18 protein-coding genes are annotated in these 22,052 nt (G+C 59.2%); 7 read left to right on the top strand and 11 right to left on the bottom strand.

Annotated elements, in window-relative coordinates; genetic code table 11:
* Positions 1 to 18: 18 nt before the first annotated feature.
* Both B3Q33_RS15645 and B3Q33_RS15650 read right to left on the bottom strand, forming a co-directional pair.
* Positions 19 to 1,515, bottom strand: coding sequence for a DUF945 family protein (locus B3Q33_RS15645; protein WP_273008880.1), 1,497 nt, complete (start codon positions 1,513 to 1,515; stop codon positions 19 to 21).
* A gap of 143 nt (positions 1,516 to 1,658) precedes the next feature.
* Positions 1,659 to 3,455 (bottom strand): acyl-CoA dehydrogenase C-terminal domain-containing protein, encoded by a 1,797-nt coding sequence (locus B3Q33_RS15650; RefSeq protein ID WP_035244916.1) that lies wholly within the window; start codon positions 3,453 to 3,455, stop codon positions 1,659 to 1,661.
* Positions 3,456 to 3,731: 276 nt separating this feature from the next.
* Between B3Q33_RS15650 and B3Q33_RS15655 the strand changes: the two genes are divergently transcribed.
* Together B3Q33_RS15655 and B3Q33_RS15660 are read left to right on the top strand one after the other, a co-directional pair.
* Positions 3,732 to 3,920 (top strand): Trm112 family protein, encoded by a 189-nt coding sequence (locus tag B3Q33_RS15655; RefSeq protein WP_035244917.1) that lies wholly within the window; start codon positions 3,732 to 3,734, stop codon positions 3,918 to 3,920.
* A 13-nt stretch (positions 3,921 to 3,933) separates the two neighbouring features.
* A complete protein-coding gene (locus B3Q33_RS15660) occupies positions 3,934 to 5,070 on the top strand; it encodes a phospholipase A (protein WP_232221974.1) in 1,137 nt (378 codons plus the stop codon).
* 303 nt (positions 5,071 to 5,373) lie between these two features.
* On the opposite strand, the gene B3Q33_RS15665 is transcribed toward B3Q33_RS15660, so the two are convergent.
* From B3Q33_RS15665 to B3Q33_RS15690, 6 genes are all read right to left on the bottom strand, one after another.
* Positions 5,374 to 6,501, bottom strand: a complete 1,128-nt coding sequence (locus tag B3Q33_RS15665) for a DUF3570 domain-containing protein (RefSeq protein ID WP_035244918.1) — start codon at positions 6,499 to 6,501, stop codon at positions 5,374 to 5,376.
* Entirely contained in the window at positions 6,492 to 6,713 is a 222-nt protein-coding gene (locus B3Q33_RS15670) for a DUF4266 domain-containing protein (protein WP_084573375.1), read from the bottom strand. Before B3Q33_RS15670 ends, B3Q33_RS15665 begins: the two co-directional genes overlap by 10 nt.
* Positions 6,714 to 6,724: 11 nt before the next feature.
* On the bottom strand, positions 6,725 to 7,219 hold the full coding sequence (locus tag B3Q33_RS15675) for a TlpA disulfide reductase family protein (protein ID WP_035244920.1): 495 nt from the start codon (positions 7,217 to 7,219) through the stop codon (positions 6,725 to 6,727).
* Between the two features lie 24 nt (positions 7,220 to 7,243).
* Entirely contained in the window at positions 7,244 to 7,816 is a 573-nt protein-coding gene (locus tag B3Q33_RS15680) for an outer membrane beta-barrel domain-containing protein (RefSeq protein WP_232221976.1), read from the bottom strand.
* A 59-nt stretch (positions 7,817 to 7,875) separates the two neighbouring features.
* Positions 7,876 to 8,664 carry an outer membrane beta-barrel protein gene (locus tag B3Q33_RS15685; protein ID WP_272975005.1) on the bottom strand — a complete coding sequence of 263 codons (789 nt, stop codon included), beginning with the start codon at positions 8,662 to 8,664 and terminating at the stop codon, positions 7,876 to 7,878.
* Between the two features lie 100 nt (positions 8,665 to 8,764).
* Positions 8,765 to 11,374: a hypothetical protein gene (locus B3Q33_RS15690; RefSeq protein ID WP_272961499.1), complete on the bottom strand. Its 2,610-nt coding sequence runs from the start codon at positions 11,372 to 11,374 to the stop codon at positions 8,765 to 8,767.
* A gap of 203 nt (positions 11,375 to 11,577) precedes the next feature.
* Here B3Q33_RS15690 and B3Q33_RS15695 point away from each other — a divergent pair, with 203 nt between their 5' ends.
* The 4 genes from B3Q33_RS15695 (at position 11,578) to B3Q33_RS15710 (ending at position 17,859) form a co-directional block, all read left to right on the top strand.
* Positions 11,578 to 12,762 carry a hypothetical protein gene (locus B3Q33_RS15695; RefSeq protein WP_272961500.1) on the top strand — a complete coding sequence of 395 codons (1,185 nt, stop codon included), beginning with the start codon at positions 11,578 to 11,580 and terminating at the stop codon, positions 12,760 to 12,762.
* A gap of 4 nt (positions 12,763 to 12,766) precedes the next feature.
* Positions 12,767 to 15,217, top strand: a complete 2,451-nt coding sequence (locus B3Q33_RS15700; RefSeq protein ID WP_273008879.1) for a LamG domain-containing protein — start codon at positions 12,767 to 12,769, stop codon at positions 15,215 to 15,217.
* A 10-nt stretch (positions 15,218 to 15,227) separates the two neighbouring features.
* Positions 15,228 to 16,808: a general secretion pathway protein GspF gene (locus B3Q33_RS15705; RefSeq protein ID WP_272975013.1), complete on the top strand. Its 1,581-nt coding sequence runs from the start codon at positions 15,228 to 15,230 to the stop codon at positions 16,806 to 16,808.
* A gap of 76 nt (positions 16,809 to 16,884) precedes the next feature.
* A complete protein-coding gene (locus tag B3Q33_RS15710) occupies positions 16,885 to 17,859 on the top strand; it encodes an FAD:protein FMN transferase (protein WP_273008878.1) in 975 nt (324 codons plus the stop codon).
* 37 nt (positions 17,860 to 17,896) lie between these two features.
* Here B3Q33_RS15710 and B3Q33_RS15715 read toward each other — a convergent pair whose 3' ends face one another.
* The 3 genes from B3Q33_RS15715 to B3Q33_RS15725 all read right to left on the bottom strand — a co-directional run bounded on the left by B3Q33_RS15715 (position 17,897) and on the right by B3Q33_RS15725 (position 20,997).
* Complete coding sequence (locus B3Q33_RS15715; protein WP_273008877.1) at positions 17,897 to 18,508, bottom strand: LysE family translocator; 612 nt, start codon at positions 18,506 to 18,508, stop codon at positions 17,897 to 17,899.
* Positions 18,509 to 18,626: 118 nt separating this feature from the next.
* Complete coding sequence (locus B3Q33_RS15720) at positions 18,627 to 20,492, bottom strand: tetratricopeptide repeat protein (RefSeq protein ID WP_273008876.1); 1,866 nt, start codon at positions 20,490 to 20,492, stop codon at positions 18,627 to 18,629.
* Between the two features lie 7 nt (positions 20,493 to 20,499).
* A complete protein-coding gene (locus B3Q33_RS15725; protein WP_035244928.1) occupies positions 20,500 to 20,997 on the bottom strand; it encodes a hypothetical protein in 498 nt (165 codons plus the stop codon).
* Between the two features lie 125 nt (positions 20,998 to 21,122).
* Between B3Q33_RS15725 and B3Q33_RS15730 the strand changes: the two genes are divergently transcribed.
* Positions 21,123 to 21,878, top strand: a complete 756-nt coding sequence (locus tag B3Q33_RS15730; RefSeq protein WP_272961506.1) for an SDR family NAD(P)-dependent oxidoreductase — start codon at positions 21,123 to 21,125, stop codon at positions 21,876 to 21,878.
* Positions 21,879 to 22,052 lie beyond the last annotated feature (174 nt).

A 22,052-nucleotide genomic window follows, 5' to 3' on the forward strand; every position in this document is an offset into this window, starting at 1 on the left:
AACGGCGGGTTTTGCGGATCAATCGACTTGGTAAGCCAACGGATCGTCCAGGGCCGTCTCCGCTTCAGCCGCCTCCGGAGTGCCAGCAGGCCCGGAAACCGCTTTCATGCGCTCCTGCAGCTCTTCAGCGCTCACTAGCTGACCATTGAGGCTCAGGGCGCCGCCATTGGCGCTGATCACACTGCTCCAGCGCTCGCCCTGCCTTTCCACCACGCCCTGCTCGGCCAGGGCTGTCAGCCTGGCGACGTAGGACGCCGGCACCAGTGACTCGTGCATATCCACGCGCACCTGCACATCCAGCATCTGCTGAATCTGCGCCTCACTGAGTGCCATCAGCTCGTCAGCCGGCAGGTTGTTGCCATCCAGCCCCAGGTAACGGGCCTTGCTGTCGACGGTGAGCTGTCGCTCGCCCTGGTGGTCCACCAGCATCTGCAGTGACAACTCACTGTCACCCGGATGCAGCAGTTGTTCCGCAGCCACCTGGGTCATTTCTGCCAGCAAGGTCTGGATACGAGCCATCTGCTGTTCCATATCCTGCTCGCCATTGCCGGTCAGGGCGCCCATCAGTGCCCGGGTCTGGATTTCATCCATCTCCCGGTTGAGTGCGTGCACCTTGACCAGTGCCTGCCGGTCCAGACCGGCGTAGTCCATGCCCAGGTAAGCGCTGTCCATGGGCAGCGGCACCATTGGCCCGCTGATATTCTCCAACCATAAGCGGCTGTCGCCACTAAGCGTATCACCGTGATCCTTACTGTTGCCCTGCAGGGTCAGATCAAACGCCAGCATCGGCTGCTCCCCCTGGGACCAGCGCAACTGCTTGCCGGCCAGGTTAATATCCGCCAGCGGTAATTCACCGCCCAGCATGGCAACGATATCCACGGCGCCAGTGAGTGAATCCACCGCGAAACCCATTTTCGGGGAGGACACATCCAGCCCCTGCAGGGACAGGTAAGTGTTGACCGGATAGGTATCAGCGGTTGGCCGCAACACGTCCAGCTGCAACTCTTCGAGCACCACCTTGCCCATGGGTGCCTCCAGATTTACCGGCGACACCGCCACCTTCATGGTCAGGCTGCCATCAAAGCCATAGCGGCTGTAACCAGTCACCGGCGGCTTGCCCTGAAAGATCTCATTGACCATGGCCGCCATTTCCGGGGGCAGCTCACTCAGATCCAGGACTTCCTCACTGGCGGCAACCCCCACAAACAGGCCCTCATCGGTCCAGGCGAAGGGACCGTGGTGAATGGTGCTCAGGGAGCAGATTTGCCCGGACAACATCGCCATGTTCGGATTGGATGCCAGCTCGCCCTGGGCGATCAGGCAGGTCACCGCCTCGGACCGAAACAGCCCGCGATCATAACGAAGCACGTCAAAGACAATATCGCTCTGCCCCGGAATCACTTCCAGGCCGGCCACTTCGTCGCGAACCAGCGTCTCGGCGCGCATGCCCACATAAAACGTGGCCCCCAGCCACGCCACAACCAGCACCACAATCAGTGCAACAACCTTCTTCATGGATATATCCCCCTCATCCCTGTGACGTCTTTTTTGTGTCGACACTATAACGAAAAACCACCGTTTACGTAGCCTGGGCGGTTTTCAGGCAAAAAAAAGCCCGCCGAACAAGGGCGGGCTTTTTTTCTGGCACTGACGCCGGATCAGAACGCGAAGTGTTCTGCGTCCAGTTCCATCAGGCAGTCCAGGCCGCCTTCGATGGCGCCCTTGTGACCGGCCGCACGCGGCAGGATGCGCTTGAAGTAGAACTTGGCCGTGCTGATCTTGGCCTTGTAGAAGTCCTCATCACCAGCACCGGATTCCAGCGCAGCGTGTGCCACGGCTGCCATGCGGGCCCACAGGTAGGCCAGGGTCACGTAGCCGGAATACATCAGGTAATCCACGGAAGCGGCACCCACATAATCCGGATTCTGCATGGCCTGCATGCCGATGGCCTGGGTCAGCTCGCCCCATTCCTTGTTGTAAGCGGCCAGCGGCTCCAGCAGTTCCTTCAGGTCCGCATTGTCCGCGTTGGTTTCGCCGAACTTGTGCACGACCTTGGTGAAGTTACGCAGGGCCTGACCCTGGGTCATCATGACTTTACGACCCAGCAGATCCAGCGCCTGAATGCCGGTGGTGCCTTCGTACAGGGTGGAGATACGCGCATCACGCACGTTCTGTTCCATGCCCCATTCACGGATAAAGCCGTGGCCACCGTAGATCTGCACACCGTGGTTGGCCGCTTCCAGACCGGCTTCGGTCACGAACGCCTTGGCGATTGGCGTCAACAGGGCCATCAGATCGTCGGCTTCCTTGCGGGCCGCCTCATCTTTCTCCAGCTTCACCTTGTCACCCAGCTGGGCGCACAGGTACACCAGTGCACGACCACCTTCGGCGAACGCCTTGGAAGTCAGCAGCATACGACGCACGTCCGGGTGAACGATGATCGGGTCGGCGGGGCCTTCCGGGTTTTTCGGGCCGGACAGGCTGCGCATGGCCAGACGATCCTTGGCGTAGGTCAGGCCACCCTGGAAACCCAGCTCGGCATGGGCAACACCCTGAATGGCGGTACCCAGACGGGCAAAGTTCATAAAGGTGAACATGCAGTTCAGGCCTTTGTTTTCCGGGCCGATCAGGTAACCGGTGGCGCCGTCGAAGTTCATTACGCAGGTGGCGGATGCCTTGATGCCCATCTTGTGTTCGATGGAACCACAGGTCACAGCATTGCGCTCGCCCACACCGCCGTTGCCGTCGGTGAGAAACTTGGGAACGATGAACAGGGAAATACCCTTGGTGCCTTTGGGCGCATCAGGCAGGCGAGCCAGTACGATATGGACGATGTTCTCGGCCATGTCATGCTCACCAGCAGAGATAAAGATCTTGGTGCCGGTGATGCTGTAGGAGCCGTCTGCGTTGGGCTCGGCCTTGGATTTCAGAATACCCAGGTCAGAACCACAGTGGGGTTCGGTCAGGCACATGGTGCCGGTCCACTCACCGCTGGTCAGCTTCGGCAGGTAGCCATTTTTCTGCTCGTCGGTACCGTGCTCTTCAATGGTCGCCACCGCACCGTGGGACAGGCCCGGGTACATGCTCCAGGACCAGTTGGCGGTACCGGTCATTTCAGAGATAGCGATGCCAGCGGAGCCGGGCAGGCCCTGACCGCCGAATTCCGGATCGCCGCCCATGGCCGGCCAACCACCTTCCACATACTTGGCGTAGGCTTCCTTGAAACCTTTCGGCGTGGTTACCACACCGTTGTCGAAACCACAGCCTTCCTCATCACCGGAACGGTTCAGGGGAGCCAGCTCGTTTTCGGAAAACTTGGCGCCTTCTTCCAGAAAGGCATTCAGCAGTTCGCTGTTGATCTCTTCCAGACCCAGACCCTGGTAGTGGCCGTCCATGTCCAGGACTTCATTCAGTACAAAGCGCATATCGCGCAGGGGAGCCTTGTAATCCGGCATCTCAAATCTCCCTAAAGAAACGGTGACAATGAGGCGGGCCATGGGCCCGCCATAATTTGGGACGCTAATCTTAGGTCAGGGCTCCTGCACCGCTCTACCCCTATTTGTGACCCGTGAGTCAAACAAGCGTTTGAAACTACCGTTTGCCTCTCTAGTTAACTGTTTTAACAGGTTTTTCGTAAAAAAAGGCCGGAGTTGCGGCGGTATCCTCTCCCCTGCCGTGGACATTGGGTATACTCGCCAAAGACTGCTGAATGACTGCTTAGGAACCCGCCAATGATTGATACCAACCTGCTAGACATCCTGGTTTGCCCGGTCAGCAAGGCACCCCTGATCTATGACGACAAGGCCGGCGAACTCAAGTGCAAGGCCAGTGGTCTGGCCTATCCGGTGCGTGACGGTATTCCCGTCATGCTGGAGGATCAGGCTCGCTCAATGAGCAACGAGGAAGTCAGCAACCTGTAACCGGATGCTGGCCGTGCCAGACGGAAATATCGGCAACGTAAAGGATCACTGCATGTACAAGTCCCTGGTGCTGGCCCTGACATTGATCAGCGCCTCTCTCTGTGTCGCCACCCTCCATGCCGAAGAAAGCCCGCAAGCATCCGAACGTGAGAAAGAGGAAAATGCCCAGGCATCAGACAGTGATAGTGCCCCGGTGCCGGATGAATCAACGGAGGCCATGAGCAAAACCCAGCAGCAGAACGATTGCCTGTTGCGAAGTGCTCAGACTGCCAATGAGCAGGTCACCCTGAAAGAGCTGCGCGGCTGGTGCCAGAACGGCGAAGAACTGCCCGGGGATCGCACCAACGAGGATGCCCTGCGCGCCCGCCTGGCGCTGGAAAACACCACCCGAGGCAACCCCTTTGTGATTACCCCGCACCGCCGCAATTACCTGCTGCCGTACAGCTACTGGTCCAACCGCCAGTGGAATGACCCCGACAAGGATGACCGGGACCTGCAGCCCAACGAGGTGAAGTTCCAGCTCTCACTCAAGGCGCCCCTGAAGGAAAACATCGTCGACGATGTGACCTTGTGGATGGCGTTCACCGGTACCTTCTTCTGGCAGGCCTACAACAGCGAGATCTCCGCGCCGTTTCGGGAAACCAATTACGAGCCGGAAATCTTTATTTCCAAGCCTATCGACTGGCAGATTGGCCCACTGGATTCCGAACTGCTGGTGGCCGGCTTCAACCACCAATCCAATGGCCGCGATGTGCCGGTGTCGAGAAGCTGGAACCGGGTGTTCATGAATTACGTCTTCAAGACCGGCGACTACTACTGGTCCGTGAAACCCTGGTACCGGATTCCCGAAGAAGAGAAAGACGACCCCCTGGAGACCTCCGGTGACGATAACCCGGACATCGAAAAGTTCATGGGCAATTTCGAGCTGGAAGTAGCCTACCCGTTCCGCAACCACGTACTGGAACTGATGGTGCGTAACAACTTGCGCTCCGACAACAAGGGCGCCGGCCGCATCAACTATTCTTTCCCGCTCAGCAAGCGTTTCAAGGGGCTGGTTCAGGTGTTCAGTGGCTATGGGGATTCGCTGATCAACTACGACGATTACGAAAACCGTTTCAGCTTCGGGATTTTGCTGACCGACTCGTTGTAAGAGACAACGCCGGAAAAATTTTGCAGGAGCGCCGCTCGCGGCGCGATTCAGGCGAAAGAACCGGGCTTCGCTGTAGGAGCCATGCTTGCATGGCGAACCGAGCGTAGCGAGGCGGCAGAGATCAACCTAGCCGCCATTCTTTTCTGAAACCTGTCGAGCTCTGAAACTCCTGATCTCCCTCCGGCCGATTTCCGGGCAAGCGCGGTTCGCCATGCAAGCATGGGCTCCTACCGCGGCTTCGTAGAAATACCGAGGTCCGAGGAACTTTCCATCCTTTCCCTATCCAACCAGCGTAGCTCGTAGCTAATACCACAACGTAAACAGCAGTCGGGTTACCGTGGCATCAAAGCTGTACAGCGGTTCGGTGCCCGGGGTGGAAGCGACGCGAATGTCGCGGAAATTCTCGTAGTCAAAGCTGAAGCGATCCACCCACAGATTCAGCCCCGCCCGGTCGAAGGTGTCCCAGTTTGATTTGCTGAATTCGAAGCCAATCCCCACCCCCACCACGGTAGAGCTGAATTCGCTGAGTTCCTTGTCTCTGGCAAGAAAATTCTGGGCATTCTGGAATGGAAATAGATCCGCATAAAAATCCGCCTGGCCTTGCTGGTAGGCCCGGTAACGCCCTTCCAGAGTCCACTTTCCTCCCAGCGGCTGTATCAGCTTCAATTGCCAGCTATTGGCATCAATACCCCAGGAATCGTTATACAGCCGGTACTCGCCATGCAGGCCGGCCCGCCAGGGCAAGTAGTAGGACAGCCGTAACGAGGTAGCTTCACTGGTACGGGTTTCTGGATAGCGCTCCGGCTCAAAGCTGTAATTGCCACCACCCGTCAAATAACGCACGGAGCGGTAGGGATTGTTCAGGTAGCCTTCATCGGTGATCAGCTCATGGCCCAGGCTAGCCCTCAGATTGCGGGTCAGAATCTGCGATATATTGATCCGAAAATGCTGCCGATCGGCTTCTTCAGCGAAGGTATTATCATCACTTCGAAACACTTCATCCCAGCCTTTCGAATAGCCAAAGCTCAGGGTTGTCAGATCGCCAAAGAAATCCTGGCTCATGTCAAAGTGTACCGAGTTCGCCTCGAAATCATTTTCTTCGCTGTTGGCGTAACTTAACGAATAGATGGCCTTGCCATGCAGGTAATCCACGCCAACACTTTTCTCGGTGCGCTCTTCTGAGTAAGGACTGGCACTGACCAGCACATCAATGGAAGCAGCGGAGACTTCATCCACATAATAATTGGCATGCACCGCTACCTTGTCGGCCACCGACTTTCTTACCAGCACCGACGGGCCATTGATTTTCATACCGCCCCCCTCGTACTGGTGGTACAGCACATCAAGCCGATCCTCCGGCAATACCGAGGCTTGCAACAACGCGCTTGAACAGATCAGCACTCCCACCAGCAACGTACGCATCAGTTGCATCCGCAGCCTCCACCGGCACTGCCTTCCGCCCCACGCATGCTTTCCCGCGCCTGATGCACATGGCCCATGTAGCTTTCCGCCACCGGGTGGGCAGACACGTTCATCACCGGGTCCGCCAGGCGGGCACGCTCGTAGGGCTTTAGCCAGGGTTTTACGGCACAGCCGCTGGCGGTGAACGCCAGCAATAGCACAAGACCGGAGAGACGCATCATTCCCACTCCATTCATTCCAGCACCAGCGCCTTCACCTGGTCTTCGTATTTATCCATATAGCCGTCCTTGTAACCACGATGGTGATGACGGACCACACCATTACGGTCAATCAGTACGGTGGTGGGCATGGCATCCACGCCATAGGTTTCACTGGTACTGTTCTGCGGATCAAACAACACCGGGAAGGTCACCGGAATCTTGTCCAAAAGACGATCCGCCTGGTCACGATTCTCATCCAGGTTAACGCCCAGCACGGTGAAGCCGTAGTCGCGATACTCCTGATAAAGATCGTCCAGCAACGGCATTTCGGTACGGCAGGGTCCGCACCAGGAGGCCCAGAAATTCAGCAGAATCACGGTTCCCCGCTGCTCGCTTAGCTTCAGGTTGCTGCCATCCAGGGTCTTGAGCGTAAAGTCCGGTGCTGGCGCACCTTCCTCTGCGGCAAGCGCATTGCTGGAAAAAATCAGCGCCAAAGCGCCTATCACTAGCATCAGTGTCTTTTTCATTATTGCTCCCCCCATTTCTTATTTTCAGAAAAACAGACTGACACCCGCGGTCAGCTCCAGATTGTGCGTGGTCTTATCCTCGCCAAGCACATCCAGATTAAAGATATGGTCTTTCATATCCACCCGCACGGCGATCAAATCATTGACCAGCAGGCGGTAACCCACACCGACCCCCAGGGTGAAATGCTCTTCGCCGGCGAAATCGGTAATCCCGGCTCCACCAAGCAGATAAAGGGCGTTATTGAACGTTCGTCCGCCAGACAGAAAGGCCTCGCCGGGTAGCAGGTTGTACCCCACCGACGCCTGGTAATAAGTGAACTCACGCTCATCATCATTCAGCAGACGCACCCCCGCATTAAGGGTTTCGAAACTGGTTTCTCCAGCCTCGGCGCGGCCCAGCACTGCCTCGAAGAACACATCCTCGGACAAGTGATAGTCCAGCCGCACGCCCACCACTGGCTGAGCACCAAAATCTTCAATCGAGAGAATGCCTGCGTACACACCCGCCTCGAAGTTTTCGCTATCGATATCCGCTTCCTTGATACGACGCCGCTCGATTTGCGGATCCAGTACCGATTCCGGGTCTGCGTCGCGCACAGCGGATATATCGTCTGCCGTTTCAGCTATTGCTCCTGCCGGGAGTAATAGAGGCAGGATCAGAAAAGCAGGGAGAAACCGAGTTTCCATTCTTCCAGATTCCGGTTGTCGTTTTCTTCGGTGAACAGCACATAACTTCGGTATTCACCCCGTAATACAAAACCGCGAGCCAGGTAGGCCTTCAGCCCGGCGCCGGCAAAAGCCAGCGTTTCGTCACGATTTTCCGGGCGCACCAATGTCGCCCGGGGTTCAATACTGGCGCGGCCGGTTCCCAGCATCGTATAGGGAGAGATTCTCCAGCGCGGAAACAGCTGATGCTGAAGGTTGAAATCAATCAGCTTGGTATTGGAAAAATTCCCACTGGCCTGGGTAAACATCGCCTCGGCAGTGAGGTTTTCTGTGAACCGGTAGCCAAGCCCCACCGCCAGCGAGGTGACACCTTCAAGTTCTCCCGCCAGCACCGATGCCTGCCAGTGCCCACCAGTAAAATCCTCGTGACCCAGATTCTGCAGTTCCGGTGTCTCACCGCTGCCGTCCAGGGTAGACAGTAACGCCTTGCGAGGCACCCAGCCGATGCGGCCACGGGCGGTTTCAACCTTGATCCAGCCGGCGCGCTGGAACAGCAGGGTCAGCGGCGCATGGCGCTCTACCACATGGAAAACCGGGTAACCGCGACCGGGCCCGGTATGGATATCCACATAGGGCTCCGCAACCTTGACTTGCAAGGGAGGTGACGGTTCGGATGAAACCGCTTTTACCGGTAACAGCACCAGCATGGATAACAACACAACTACAAGGCGCAACGGGTGCGTCTCCCCTTTCAATCGGACATCAAATAAGCCCGGCATGTCGATTCCGGGCTTGTTTTCATGGCAAGACTTTTACGCCATTCGCCTTGCGAACAAGGCTCCAACGGCACCAGTCAGGTTATCCAGACTTGGCGCTTTATCAGTTTTCGGGCACCCGGAACGGGTCGTTATAGAGCTGCGCCCCAAGATCGGCCCATTCCGCCAGCAACCGCAATTCTTCCACCTTCAGCCAGTCGTCATGGGCACCGCCCTGTACAAAGATATCAAAGAATGCGTCGGAATTGCGCGCCTGGCCAGCCCGAATGAGTGCCGAGACCGGCACGGTTTCCGTCACCGGAACAGGATTACCCATGTTATCCAGAATCAGCTCGCCGTCTTCATCAGTTTGGTAAACCACATTGCCTTCACCGTCAGTGACGATCTCCAGCCGGTCGACCAGGGCGCCGTCTTCCAGCACCAGCTCGTTGTCATTGAACAGCAGTTCCCGGTAGCTGGTGGGCTGTAACGGCTGATCTGCAGACGCCTCACCAGTGAGCTCCAGCTGCGCCGGCGGCACCTGCAACGCATTCATGGCATCCCGGCGATTATGGCAAGAAGAACAGGTAACATCCTGCAGGCTGCCACCCACGTCCGCCTGGCGTGGCAGATCCCAAAGCGGCTGAATGTGGTCCTGATAATGAATCACCGTGCGGCATTCCGCCTGCCATTGCTGCTGACAGGGCACCGGGGCAGGCGCCAGTGTCTGCAGGTCCGCATAGGCCAGCAACAGGTCTTCAGCCGGAGCCGGATCGCTCCAGGCATCAAAGCCGCGCATATCAATGGCCGGGATTTCCCGTTCCGGATAGAGCCGGGTGAGCGCCTGAGCCATGGTTTCGCCGGCATCGGCAAACCCGACCACATCGGTGCGGGTATTTGGGAAGGGCTGCCCGGTCAGGGGAGCACCCGCATTGATCGAAGGTGCCATGCCATCAGTACGGCCATGGGGCAACGGCGAATTGTTGGCGTGGCAGCCCTGGCATTGCAGGGTTTCGCCCGGGCGCAGATTGATCCATGCACCATGACGGCTGTACACCGCCTTGCCCGTGGCATCGACCAATTGCAGGCCCAGCGGCGCGTCAGCGGGTACCCGCGCTCGCACCGAGCCGTCCGGCTCTACCGGCACATAGCCGACAATTTCGCGCATGCCGAAATTAGCCGCCCGCCCGAACTGGGCTCCGGCGATATCCCGGACATCCTCGTCGGGGATCAACACGCCCTTGGTAATCCGCAGAAAACGCACCTGCCGCTCTTCCGGGGCCACCAGGGAAGGATCCCGGAACTGCTCGAGCGTGGAAATACCGGGAAGCCGAGGGTTATTGAAACTGACAAACCGGCTATCCATGTCGTAGACACTGCGAATATCCAGTCGCGCCAGGTTGTCTTCAGCGAGGGCATCGTCCCGCTCATTGGCCACGGCCTGCGTTGGCAGGGTTCGCGACGTTGCCACAGCCAGTTCTGTGACCCAGAGATTCGCCTGCGGGGTGACCACTGGCCGCTGAGTTCCCTCGGCCGGGTCCAGAATCCATAGACCGAAGGCAGGCGGTGCTTCCGGCAGTCCCTGATTTAGATACTCGGCGGTACAGGGCCGCAGGGTTTGCCCCTCCCGCAAGCGACAGGGAGACCAGGCGATCAAAAAACGACCGGAGCCATCATCCATGCTCACCAAATCCGCCAGTCGCCCTTCCACCGCCACGGCATCACCCAAAGAGCTGGCCGGGCCCGGCAACGCCTGCTCTGCCTGACTACCAACCCGACCAAACAACGGGCCCTCACGATTCACGAAGTTGCCAATATGGATGGCCAGCGGCTGCATCTGCCCGGCTCCGGCCTCGCGCAAACGTGCAGCGGTGAGCAGACGACCATCGCCCATGAGCGAGAGGGGCAGGAATTCCCGAGTGCGATTATTACCGGCGTCATGGCTATCGGCACCGTATAGGGGGGTAAGCCCGGTTCCGTCCGGGTTAACCCGGTACAGATCAAAGCGGTTTTCATTATCCTTGTTATCCCAGCGCAGGAAGATCACCCGCCCATCGCGGCCCACCAGGGGCGCCACATCATGGCTCATATTGAAGGTGATCTGCTCAATCTCCACGCCGTCCGCACTCATCACGTGCAGGGCGAAGGCATAAGTATCACGGCCTTCTTCCAGCGGGGTGAACTGGGGCTTGCCCTCATCCAGCAACCTGGCCCGGGCCTGGCGCTGGCGGGTTGAGGCAAACACGATACGGCCATCGGGCAAATAGGCCGGATAGCGATCCTGGCCTTCTTCTGCGCGCAGGTCGCTGCTGATCAGCCGTCGCGCGACGCCCGTTTGAAAATCATATTCCCACAGGTTCCAGGTAGGCTGCTCATCCTCATCTGCATCGACAATTTCCGGCGCCCGAGCGGAAAATAGCAGACGACTGCCGTCGTAGCTCATGGTGAGATCACGGACGTCGTGGCCGGAACCGAAGATCGTCGTGGAGACATCACGAGTCACAGCACGGGAGGAAGCGCTGTCACGCACCATCAGCCTGGCCCCGGCCTGGAACGCTGCCGGTTCTTCCAGGGACTCAACCACAATCTCACCGTCGTCATCCCTGGGCAGCGAACGCTGCACATACGCCACCGGGATATCGGTTACCGTGGGGTCCTTCTGCTGATCCCCCCCGTCCATGCCTCCGCAGCCGCTTATCCCCACAAGCAGGCCCAGCAGGACAGGTACCCTCATTATTTTCACCGTTCGTCCGTTTTTTTCTGGTTTGTGTCAGTATCGCGAATCTGTTGTTGATTTTCTGGGCCCCAATTCACAGAGCCTGATGCAGAATGTCATGGACAATGATTGCGGGAAACGGGAAATCTGTTAAACGGTCGATCTGTACTGCCAATCAATGACAGACGGACGACACCGTATCAAAGAAAAAGGATACAGCCATGAAAGGCTATCGGGGGATATTTCTGGTGACGCTGGCTCTCAGCTTGCCTGTGACAGGCATGGCCAACAGTCGCGACCAGGCACAACGCATTCACAATCGTCTGGCGGGTGTGCCGGCGGATGCTGCCACGCTCACTACCATGGCCAACCTGATCCAGGGCAACCCTACCAGCGGCCCCCGTGACGCGGCGGAACTGGCCATGGACCACCCGGCGTTCTATAACGTCACTGTCAAGCAGTTCGCCACACCGTGGACCAATGAGGCCCAGGATGTGTTCGCGCCATTGAATGACTATACCGCCACGGTAATCGGTGCCATTCGCGATGATCTGGACTTTCGGCGAATCCTCTACGATGACCTGCTTTACGTGGGCAACGTCACCCCAGCGGCGTCTGCGGACAGCAATGCCCATTACCGCAACCTGGAGAGTCAGCACGCCAATCTGGCCGATGTGCTTTCCGCCAGCAGCCAGGCCAGCCAGTACGGCACGCCGTCACAGGCCGTTGCCGGGGTGCTGACCACCCGTGCCGCTGCCAACGCCTTTTTCTATGCCGGCACCAACCGGGCCATGCTGCGCTTCACCCTGATGAACCATCTCTGTCGTGACCTGGAACAGGTGCAGGACACCACTCGCCCCTCCGACCGCATCCGTCAGGATGTCAGCCGCAGCCCCGGCGGCGACAGCCGTATTTTCCGCAACAACTGCATCAGCTGTCACAGCGGCATGGACCCGCTGGCCCAGGGCTTTGCCTACTACGACTGGGAAGGCCCGCAGGAAGGCGATGGTGGCCGCATGGTCTACAACACCAGCGCCGATCTGGATACCGGCACCCGGGTGCAGGGCAAATATCTGATCAACAGCAACAACTTCCCCTGGGGGTACATCACCCCGGACGACAACTGGGACAACTACTGGCGAAAAGGCCCCAATGCCAACCTGGGCTGGGACCCGAATCTGAACGGCAGTGGCAGCGGCGCCGCCAGCCTGGGCCGGGAACTGGCCCACAGCGATGTTTTCGCCACTTGCCAGGCGGAGAAGGTTTTTCAGGCGGTGTGCCTGCGCAAACCCGCAGACAGTGCCGACACCTCTCAGCTTGAGAACATGACGAGCCAGTTCAAAAACGATAACTACCGCATGAAGACGCTGTTTGCCGATGCGGCCACCTACTGCATGGGGGACTGAGGCGATGCGATACTTACCACTTGTCAGTGCTCTCCTGGCCGCGTTGATCAGCGGCTGTGGCGGCAGCAGCAGCGGCTCCGACACCACCCCGAACGTTAACAATGGGGGCGGCAACAACAACGTCAACTACGACGGCCCTGCACCACGCAATGCTGACGTCTCCGCTTTCAAGATCTATATCTGGAACAATATGGTCAGCGAGCAGCGCTGCGGCGCCTGTCACCGCGATCAGCAGCCTGCCTTCCTGCAGACCGGCGATATCAACCAGGCCTATGCAGCAGCCAACCCGCTGATCAACCTTAACCAGCCAGCGTCCTCGCAGATGGTGCAGAAAGTCGCCGGTGGGCATAACTGCTGGGAATCTGATTCGCAATTCTGCGCCGATCAGATCAGTACCTGGATCAGCGCCTGGGCTGGCGAAAGTCTGGGGCTGGGGGGCGGCACCACGGAACTGGAAGAACCGCCGATCAAGGACCCGGGCAACAGCAAGAATTTCCCCCAGGACCCGAGCCTGTTCCAGACCCATGTCTATCCGTTGCTGGACGACCATTGCAGCGACTGTCACCAGAGTGATGCCAACACCCCCCAGGGCCCCTATCTGGCTGCAGATGATGTGAACGAGGCATACACGGCCGTGCGCAGCAAGATCGACCTGAACAGCCCGGAATTGAGCCGTCTGGTAGAGCGTCTCGGTGAAGACAGCCATAACTGCTGGAGCGATAACTGCGACAGTGATGCCCTGGCCATGGAAAATGCCATTCGCGCCATGGCGAACGCCATTGTCCCTACCGCCCCCGATAACGATCTGGTGCTGAGCAAATCACTCAATGTGGACGATGGCACCCTGGCCGCCGGCGGCGGCCGTTACGAGAGCAACATCATCGCCCGCTATGAATTCAAGACCGGGGAAGGCCTCACCGCCTTCGACAGCTCCGGAGTAGACCCGTCCATCCACCTGCAATTCAATGGCGACGTCACCTGGGAAGGCGGCTGGGGCATTCGTCTCAACAACGGCAAAGCCCAGGGCAGCACCGCCACCAGCAAGAAGCTCAGTGACATGATCCGCACCACCGGCGAACTGACCCTGGAAGCCTGGCTGGTGCCCGCCAGCACCGGCCAGGATGATGCCCATATCATCAGTTACTCCGCCGGCCCGGATGCCCGCAACCTGACACTGGCGCAAAGCGGCAGCAATTATCAGCTGTTCCAGCGTATCGGCGAAGCCACTGACGGCAACGGCGAACCGGTGCTGGAAACGGCTGACGATCCGCTGCAGGCCAGCCTGCAGCACGTGGCGGTGACCTTCGACCCGGTAAACGGCCGACAGATCTATATCAATGGTGCCCGCAACGGCGCCACCGATCCGGTCATCCCCGCCCTGCTCAACACCTGGGATGACACCTTCGCTTTAGTCCTGGGCAACGAAGCCTCCAGTGACCGCCCCTGGGAAGGGGTAATCCGTTTCGCCGCCATCCATAACCGGGCACTCACTGAAGAACAGATTCGCACCAACTTCGACGCCGGCGTCGGCGAGCGTTATTTCCTGCCCTTCTACATCGGTCATCTGATCGACCAGCCCGGCGCCTATGTGGTGTTCGAAGTGTCCCGCTTCGATAACTTCAGCTACCTGTTCGCCGCGCCCTACTTCATCAACCTGGAGCAGGACATCGTCAGCGAAGAAGTCCCCCTGGCCGGCCTACGTCTGGGCATCAATGGACAGGTACCGGATGTGGCACAAGCCTTCGCCACCCTGGACACAGAGATCGGCGGCGACGGCTACAGCGAACAGGGAGAAACCCTGTCCCGCCTGGGCACCTTGCTGCCGGTGGAGCAGGGCCAGGACAACGATGAATTCTTCCTGACCTTCGAGCGGCTGGGTAGCCATACCCATGTGCACACTGAACCGCAGCCCTTGCCGTTGACCCCTAACGAATACGGCGAACAACCACTGGCAGGGCTACGCAACTTTGCCGAAATCAACGCCACCATGAGTGTGCTTACCGGAGTACCAGAGGGTTATGGAGACGTGCCGGACACCTATCAGCGCCTGCGCACCCAGCTTCCCAGCGAGGAAAACATTGAAGCCTTCCTCACTGCTCATCAGGTCGGCGTGGCGCAGCTGTCGATCGAGTACTGCAACGCCCTGGTGGAAGCCGAGCGCACCAATGATGGCAGCATCACACCCCTGTTCTCAGGGCTGAACTACAACGTTGGTGCCGACACCATTACCCAGCAACAATGGCGGGACTGGGTCATTTCACCATTGTTTGAACGCATGGTCGGCAACGGCCAGGCGGATCAGCCAGCCCGGGCCGATGTGGAGGGGGAACTGGAAAGCCTGCTGTTCAACACCAATCTGACACAGTGCAGCAGTGACTGCGTGGAACGCACCGCCACCGCGGCAAAGGCGGCCTGTGCCGCCATGCTGGGCAGTGCCACCATGCTGATGCAATAAGGGGAAAATCATGAAACGTAACTTTCTAAAAAAACGTACCCAGCCCCTGCATCCGGATGCACCCTTGTTGAATCTGGGCCACGGCAAACCGGTCAGCCGCCGGGACATGCTGGGCCGCGGCTTGCTCACCGGCGCAGCGTTCGGCAGCGTCGGCATGTTTGGTTTGTTCAGTAATCCTCGCGACGCCATGGCGGCACTGTCCGGTGATCTGGAAGGCATGAAAACCGACTGCGGCATCGCCGCCGCCGGGGCCGGCAAGATCCCCTTCATCTGTTTTGATCTCGCCGGTGGCGCTAACATTGCCGGCTCCAACGTGCTGGTTGGTGGCGAGGGAGGACAACAGGATCTTCTCAGCAGTGCGGGTTATTCCAAGCTTGGGCTACCGGGCAACCTGGCACCCAATAATGACCCGGGCACCATCAATACCGAGCTGGGGCTGGCATTCCATAGTGACTCCCCTTTTCTGCTTGGCATTCTCGACAAGGCACCAAACGCCACCGCCAATGTGAATGGCTGCGTGATCCCGGCACGCTCGGAAAACGATACCGCCAATAATCCCCACAACCCCATGTACGGTATTTTCAATGCCGGTGCGGACGGCGAACTACTGTCGTTGATAGGCTCTCGCAGCTCCATATCCGGTGGCAACTCCATGTCCCCGGATGCATCCATCATCGCCTCAGCCCGTCCCACCAAGGTAGACCGGCGCTCCGATGTGACCGGCCTGGTAGACACCGGCAAACTGGTCGGCCTGCTCGACCAGGCCGATGCCGTGTCGGTAATGGAATCCATCGCCCGCATCAGCCACAAACGCATCGACCGCATCGACAGTGGTCTTACCAATACCAACCGCCGCGACAACCTGCGCAACCTGCTGCGTTGTGGTTATGTGGAAGCGGCAGATATCACCGACCGCTACGGCGACCCTTCCACCCTGGATATCCGCCAGGACATGGACATTCTCGGCATCTTCTCGGACGCCGAGTTGAACGATCGGGAGTTTGAGAAAACGGCCTCGGTGATGAAGCTGGTGGTCAACGGCTACGCCGGTGCCGGTTGTATCAGCATGGGTGGTTTCGACTATCACACCGGCGAACGGGGAACCGGTGAAATCCGCGACCGCCGTGCCGGGCGGTGCATGGGAGCCTGCCTGGAGTACGCTCGCCGCAAGGGAGTGCCACTGATGATTTATGTGTTCAGTGATGGCTCCGTGGCCAGCAACGGGCGCATCGATGACTCTGCCGAAGGACGTGGCAAGGGCGAATGGACTGGCGATAATTCATCGACCGCGGCGTCCTTCTTTCTGGTTTACGACCCCAATGGCCGCCCCACCCTCAATACGGCGGGCAGCACGGCGGAACAACATCAGCAGCTGGGCTGGATGCGCCCGGATGCCTCGGTGGAAACCGCTGGCACCCCGGCCGCCAACAACGTCAACCTGTTGGCGGAAACCGTGTGGCTGAACTACATGGCGCTTCATGGTGAGCAGGGCTTGTTCTCGGAGAAGTTCCCCAATCACAGTCTGGGCAACAGCGACTCCATGGACCGGCTTACCGCCTTCGAGCCCATCGTTAGTGGTACCATTACCTGACGGCAACCGTTGGAGCTTTGCGAGCAAAGCTCCAATATCTACACACTGGATCTACACACTGGTCCCGGATACACCGATGCATCGCCCTCGCCCGCTTCGCTCCCTGCTTGCCAGCCTGCTACTGCTGCTGGCGCTCCCCGTGCACGCCGACTGGCAACAACACGACTGGGATGTGATGGGCACCCGCGCCAGTGTTTCCCTGTGGTCAGAGAGCAATGCCGCTCCCCTTTTCCAGCAACTGGAAGCGGAAATGGAGCGGCTCAACCAGTTACTGTCGCCCTGGATAGACGACAGCGAGCTGGCCCGACTCAACCGGCAAGGCCACGAAGCACCGCAAGCCATCAGCCCCGAGTTCTATCGGTTACTGGAACGGTCCCTGCATTTCTATCAGCTCACCGACGGCGCCTTCGACATTACCTTTGCCAGTGCCGGCCATCTCTATGACTACCGGGAAGGTAAGGCGCCAAACGCTTCCCAGCTAGCCGATGCGGCCGAGCACATCGGCGCCGACCGCATTGAGTTACTGCCGAATCACCGGGTGCGCTATCGCACACCCGGCACCCGCATCGATCTGGGCGGCATCGCCAAGGGCTATGCCATCGACCGGGGTATCGCGCTGTTGAAAGAGGCGGGTATTAAGCATGCCTGGCTGTCCCTGGGCGGTGACAGCTATGTGCTCGGTGACCACCGGGGTCGCCCCTGGGAAGTGGGCATCCAGCACCCTCGTAACCAGGAGAAGGTGGCCATGCGCCTGCCCATCAGCGACCTGGCCATGTCCACCTCCGGCGATTACCAGCGCTACTTCATCCGTGATGGCCGCCGCATCCACCACATCCTGTCACCGCAGACCGGCAAGAGTATCGATGGTCTGGCCAGCGTTACCGTGCTCGCGGACAACAGCCTGGATGCGGATGCTCTCTCCACCAGTGTCTTTGTGCTGGGAGTAGAAAAAGGCCTGGCGCTGATCAACCGGCTAGCGGATACCTCGGCCATCATCATCGACCGCAATGGCAATGTTTTTTATTCCGACGATTTAACGACACCGGAGTAACGGTGGATGACGCCTAGGGCTAATCCACCCTACGGGCCTACGGGCGAGTCACCAGCCAGGTGCCGGCGCCGATCATGGTGCCGCCAGCGACGATGCTCAGAGGTTGTTGCAAACCGGGATTGCGGTGGAGGGTAATCCGTTGGGCCAGTAATGCATAGACAGCCTTAACGCCGCCCACGCTGAAAACCGTAATCAGCAGCACCGCGACAAGATCCATCGCATCCGGCGAGTGCATATCCACAAACAGGGGAAACAGGCTGGCATAGAAAACGATGGCCTTGATGTCGCCCAGGGTCACCGCCAGGCCGGCGAGAAAACTGACGGTCCTGCTACCACCGGCAAACGGTTCGACTTGCAATGCAGCCCCACGATGCCGGATCAGGTTGATGCCGAACCACACCAGCCAGAGCCCGGCGGCAATACGGACCAAGGAAAACAAGCCACCCAGTTGCTGGGCCAGCTCGCTCATTCCCCACAGGGCAAGCGCAGCGAACAACAGATCCGCCACCACAATACCCGCGGCCACCCACAGGCCCTGCGACAATCCCAGCCGGGCAGAACGCACCACTACCAGGGCCACACTGGTGCTGGGCAGTGCCGCCAGCACCATCATCACCGGCATCAGTAACAGTAACCCGTATCCATCCATGGCCATTCCCTGCGATAAAACCCGTTGCCTTGCGAACAAGACCCCCACTAAATCGTTGGTCTCGACACAAACAACACCGTTGGCGCCTTGCTGGCAAGGCGAAGAGGCCGATTCCCTCTTACTCTATGGGCGCCTCGGAACCACCAGCCGGCGGCTCACGCCGGGTCCGCAACGCCTTGTTGTACAGATCGGCCAGTCCTTCATGGGCTGCCGCACTGAAACGCTTCAACCGCTTGCGGGTCACTGTGACCTGCTCAAACGCGGACGCCTGCAGGGAATATTGCTGACGCCGCATCAGCCGCTCACCGCGCTTTTGCAAGCTGGCCAGCTCCTGCTCCAGAGCGGGCAGTTCCTGGCGGAAAAAATCCAGCCGCTGGACCCGGTTACTCGCCACCATGACCCGGCTACGCAATTCACGGGTCTGGTCGAGCATGGCGCTGATGTCGTTCAGTTCCTGCTGGCGCTGCCACTGGCGAGGCACGATATCCTGCTGCATTTCCCACAAAAGAACCCCCTTGTAGAAATCCAGCTTGGCGGTCATATCCGGCCGTTTACGCTTGCCCCAACTCCGGGTTTTGCGTTCGGCCTCCTGCTGAGCCTGCCAAAGACGCTGCTCATCGTCAGTGGCAAAAGGCAGCGGCTCCTGATCCGATACAGCGGCCCGATAATCACCCTGCAGGCGGGTAAGGCGACCCTGAAAATCTTGCTGTGACAATTCCCGCAGCAGGGCCTGAGCCTGGGGCCTGACTTCCTGATGCTTGCGCTCATGGGCGTCGAGCATGGTCTGCATGGCGGGCAAGGTATTCTGCCATTGAGTCAGCAGATTCCGTTGGCGCATCAGCTCATGGTAGTTGTGCCAGCCATGCTGGAACTCCCTGGTGGCAAACCATTCGTAGAAAGTCGGAAAACTCTTCACCCGCTTTGGTAAAAACGGCGGCACCGGGTCCATGGCGGTGGACCAGCGTGGCTCACCGACCATTTCCGTAAACCAGTCACCATTGGCAATCCGCGCCTCCACTTCCAGCAGGTACTCTTCCAGCCCGTCGAAGCGTTCCAGCGCAGTCTGGAAAGCCTGACGAGCAGAACGCTGATCGCCCATCTGTTCGTACAGATAGGGGATCGCCAGCTGCGCTTCCTGCACGGTGGAACGCTGGATCGATTTACGGTCCAGTTTCTGCAGCACCGGCAACGCCCTGGCCGGCTGATTCTCGATCAACAGGGCACGGGCGTAGAGCAGCAGGGAGACATCAGCGAACGGCCCTTCCAGGCGGGCATCGCGCAGCAGCTGCAAAGCACGGTCCTCCTGATCGCTGCGCAGCATGTAAATCGCCAGCGCCAGCATGGCCTTGTCCTTGATCGCGTTTACCTCCGGCGCACCGGGCGGCAGGTTGGCTAGTTCCCACAACCATTCCTGGCCCAGACCAGGGTGCTTGCCGTTGATCCAGCTGATCGCCAGGTTATAGCGCAGGTAGGCATTGAGCGGGTGATTAGCGGCAAAGGCATCCAGGGATTCCGCCGCCTCTTCATAGCGGCCCAGACGCATCAGCACCCGCGCCCGCAGGCTGTGGTAAACCTCTTGCAGGTCCTCAGGCGGCGTACCGGCCTGCTGCTCAAGAGTTTCCAAAGCGCGAGCGTATTTCTGTTGTCGGTAGTAAAGCCCGGCCAGATGAATCCAGGCCCGCTGGGCCACCTCGCCACTGACCTGCTGGTCCAGCAACGCACTGAACACCCGCTCGGCATCCTCCGGCATACCGTAGGCGCTGTACATGGCGCCCAGCAGCACTTCCAGATCTGCCCGGTGCACATCCACCTCGCCGCGCTCAAGGGCCATCTGTGCCCGCGTCAGGGCAGCGAAGTAATCCCCCTGCAGATAGAGATATGCCACCTCCCCATAGGCCAACTCCTGCACCTGATGCGGTTTGTCCAGCCGCCCCCAGGCCAGTGAGCTGATCAGCAACAACACCACGCCAGACCACTTCAGCATGTTCGCCTCAGCGCCAGTCACGGAACAGGAGACGAGGCTGCTGTTTGGCCTTGTCATCCTCAATATGCAGCTGAACGAAATGGCGGCCATGGCGCTTTTCAAACTGCCCGGTGACACCCCGTCGAATTTCCCTGTCCTCTGGCCCCATGCCGGTCACAAAGGCGGTGATTTCGTGCTCGCCGTTTTTCACGTTGGCCAGCGCCAGTCGCTGCACCGCACCATTTTTCAGGGCCCGGATTTCCCGCTCGGTGTACAGATGGCTGGCCAGGACTTCGCCATCCAGCTCCAGAGTAATGCTGTCCGGCTGGAAGTAATGGCCCACATCCAGGGACACATAGATGCCCACCTGGGTATCGGCAGGAAACAGCAGTTCCTCCTCCAGCAATAGCAGACGCTTATTGACTTCCAGTACGTCGCGCTTGAAGTCCGCCAGCTCCTGATCCAGCTCGGCCCCCTGAATCTGGCTGGCAACCAGCATCAATAGCAACACTACTACTTGGCGCATTGCGCTCCCCCAATCCCGATGGTTTTTTGGCAATCTACCATAGCCATGCGACTTTGACTGTTGCGATCGTCACACCTGATCGGTTCTTCACGTTAACTTGTCCGATCAACGGCGATTCTTCGCCCATGACATCCCCATCGCTTCCCTATCCAGTACTGATTACCGGTGCCAGCTCTGGCATCGGTCTGGCACTCACTCGCCTTCATCTGGCGCGAGGAGATCAGGTTATCGCCAGCAGCCGCGACCCTGACAGCTCGCCGCTGGCGGCACTGACCGCCCGGCATGACACGTTGACGCTGGTGGCGGCGGATCTGACCGACCCACAGGGGCCTGCAGGGCTCGCCGAGGAAGTCAAAACACACACAGAGCATCTGTCGCGAGTGATTCATTGTGCCGGGGTGCTACACGATACCCGCCGGAATCTGTCACCGGAAAAGCGACTGGAAGATCTGTCGCTAGAGAGCCTGGAATACAGTTTCCGACTGAACGCCTGGGCCCCGATGCTGCTGGCCCGCAGCCTGCTGCCACAGCTACGCCGCCAGCCGGCAACCTTCGCCGCCATCTCTGCCCGGGTCGGCAGTATTACCGACAACCATCTCGGCGGCTGGTACAGCTATCGCAGCAGCAAGGCAGCGCTGAACCAACTGATCCGCACCTTTGCCGTGGAGGCTCGACGCCGGGCTCCTCAGCTCACCCTGCTGGCATTGCATCCTGGCACCACTGACACCCCACTATCCGCTCCCTTTCAGTCCCGGGTCCCGGAAGAAAAGCTGTTTTCTGCAGACTGGGTGGCAGAGCAATTGACAGTTCAGCTGGACCAGGCAACACCGGAACAGAGCGGCAGTTTTATTAACTGGCGGGGCGATCCGCTACCCTGGTAGCAGATACAAATTTTCCACACTTGTCGCTTGCCATACCCTGCCTGCTCGCGCCACTATCAACGGGCTGATACACAATGTGTATCGGCACTCATGCCGGCGGCCCGGTCAGGATGCCGCGCCATGCGCGCCCCATCAGGGGCGCGGTGGCGTGGCGGGAGATCGGGCCGTTCGGCA

Source organism: Alcanivorax sp. UBA3183, assembly GCF_002364155.1.
Lineage (GTDB): Bacteria > Pseudomonadota > Gammaproteobacteria > Pseudomonadales > Alcanivoracaceae > Alcanivorax > Alcanivorax jadensis.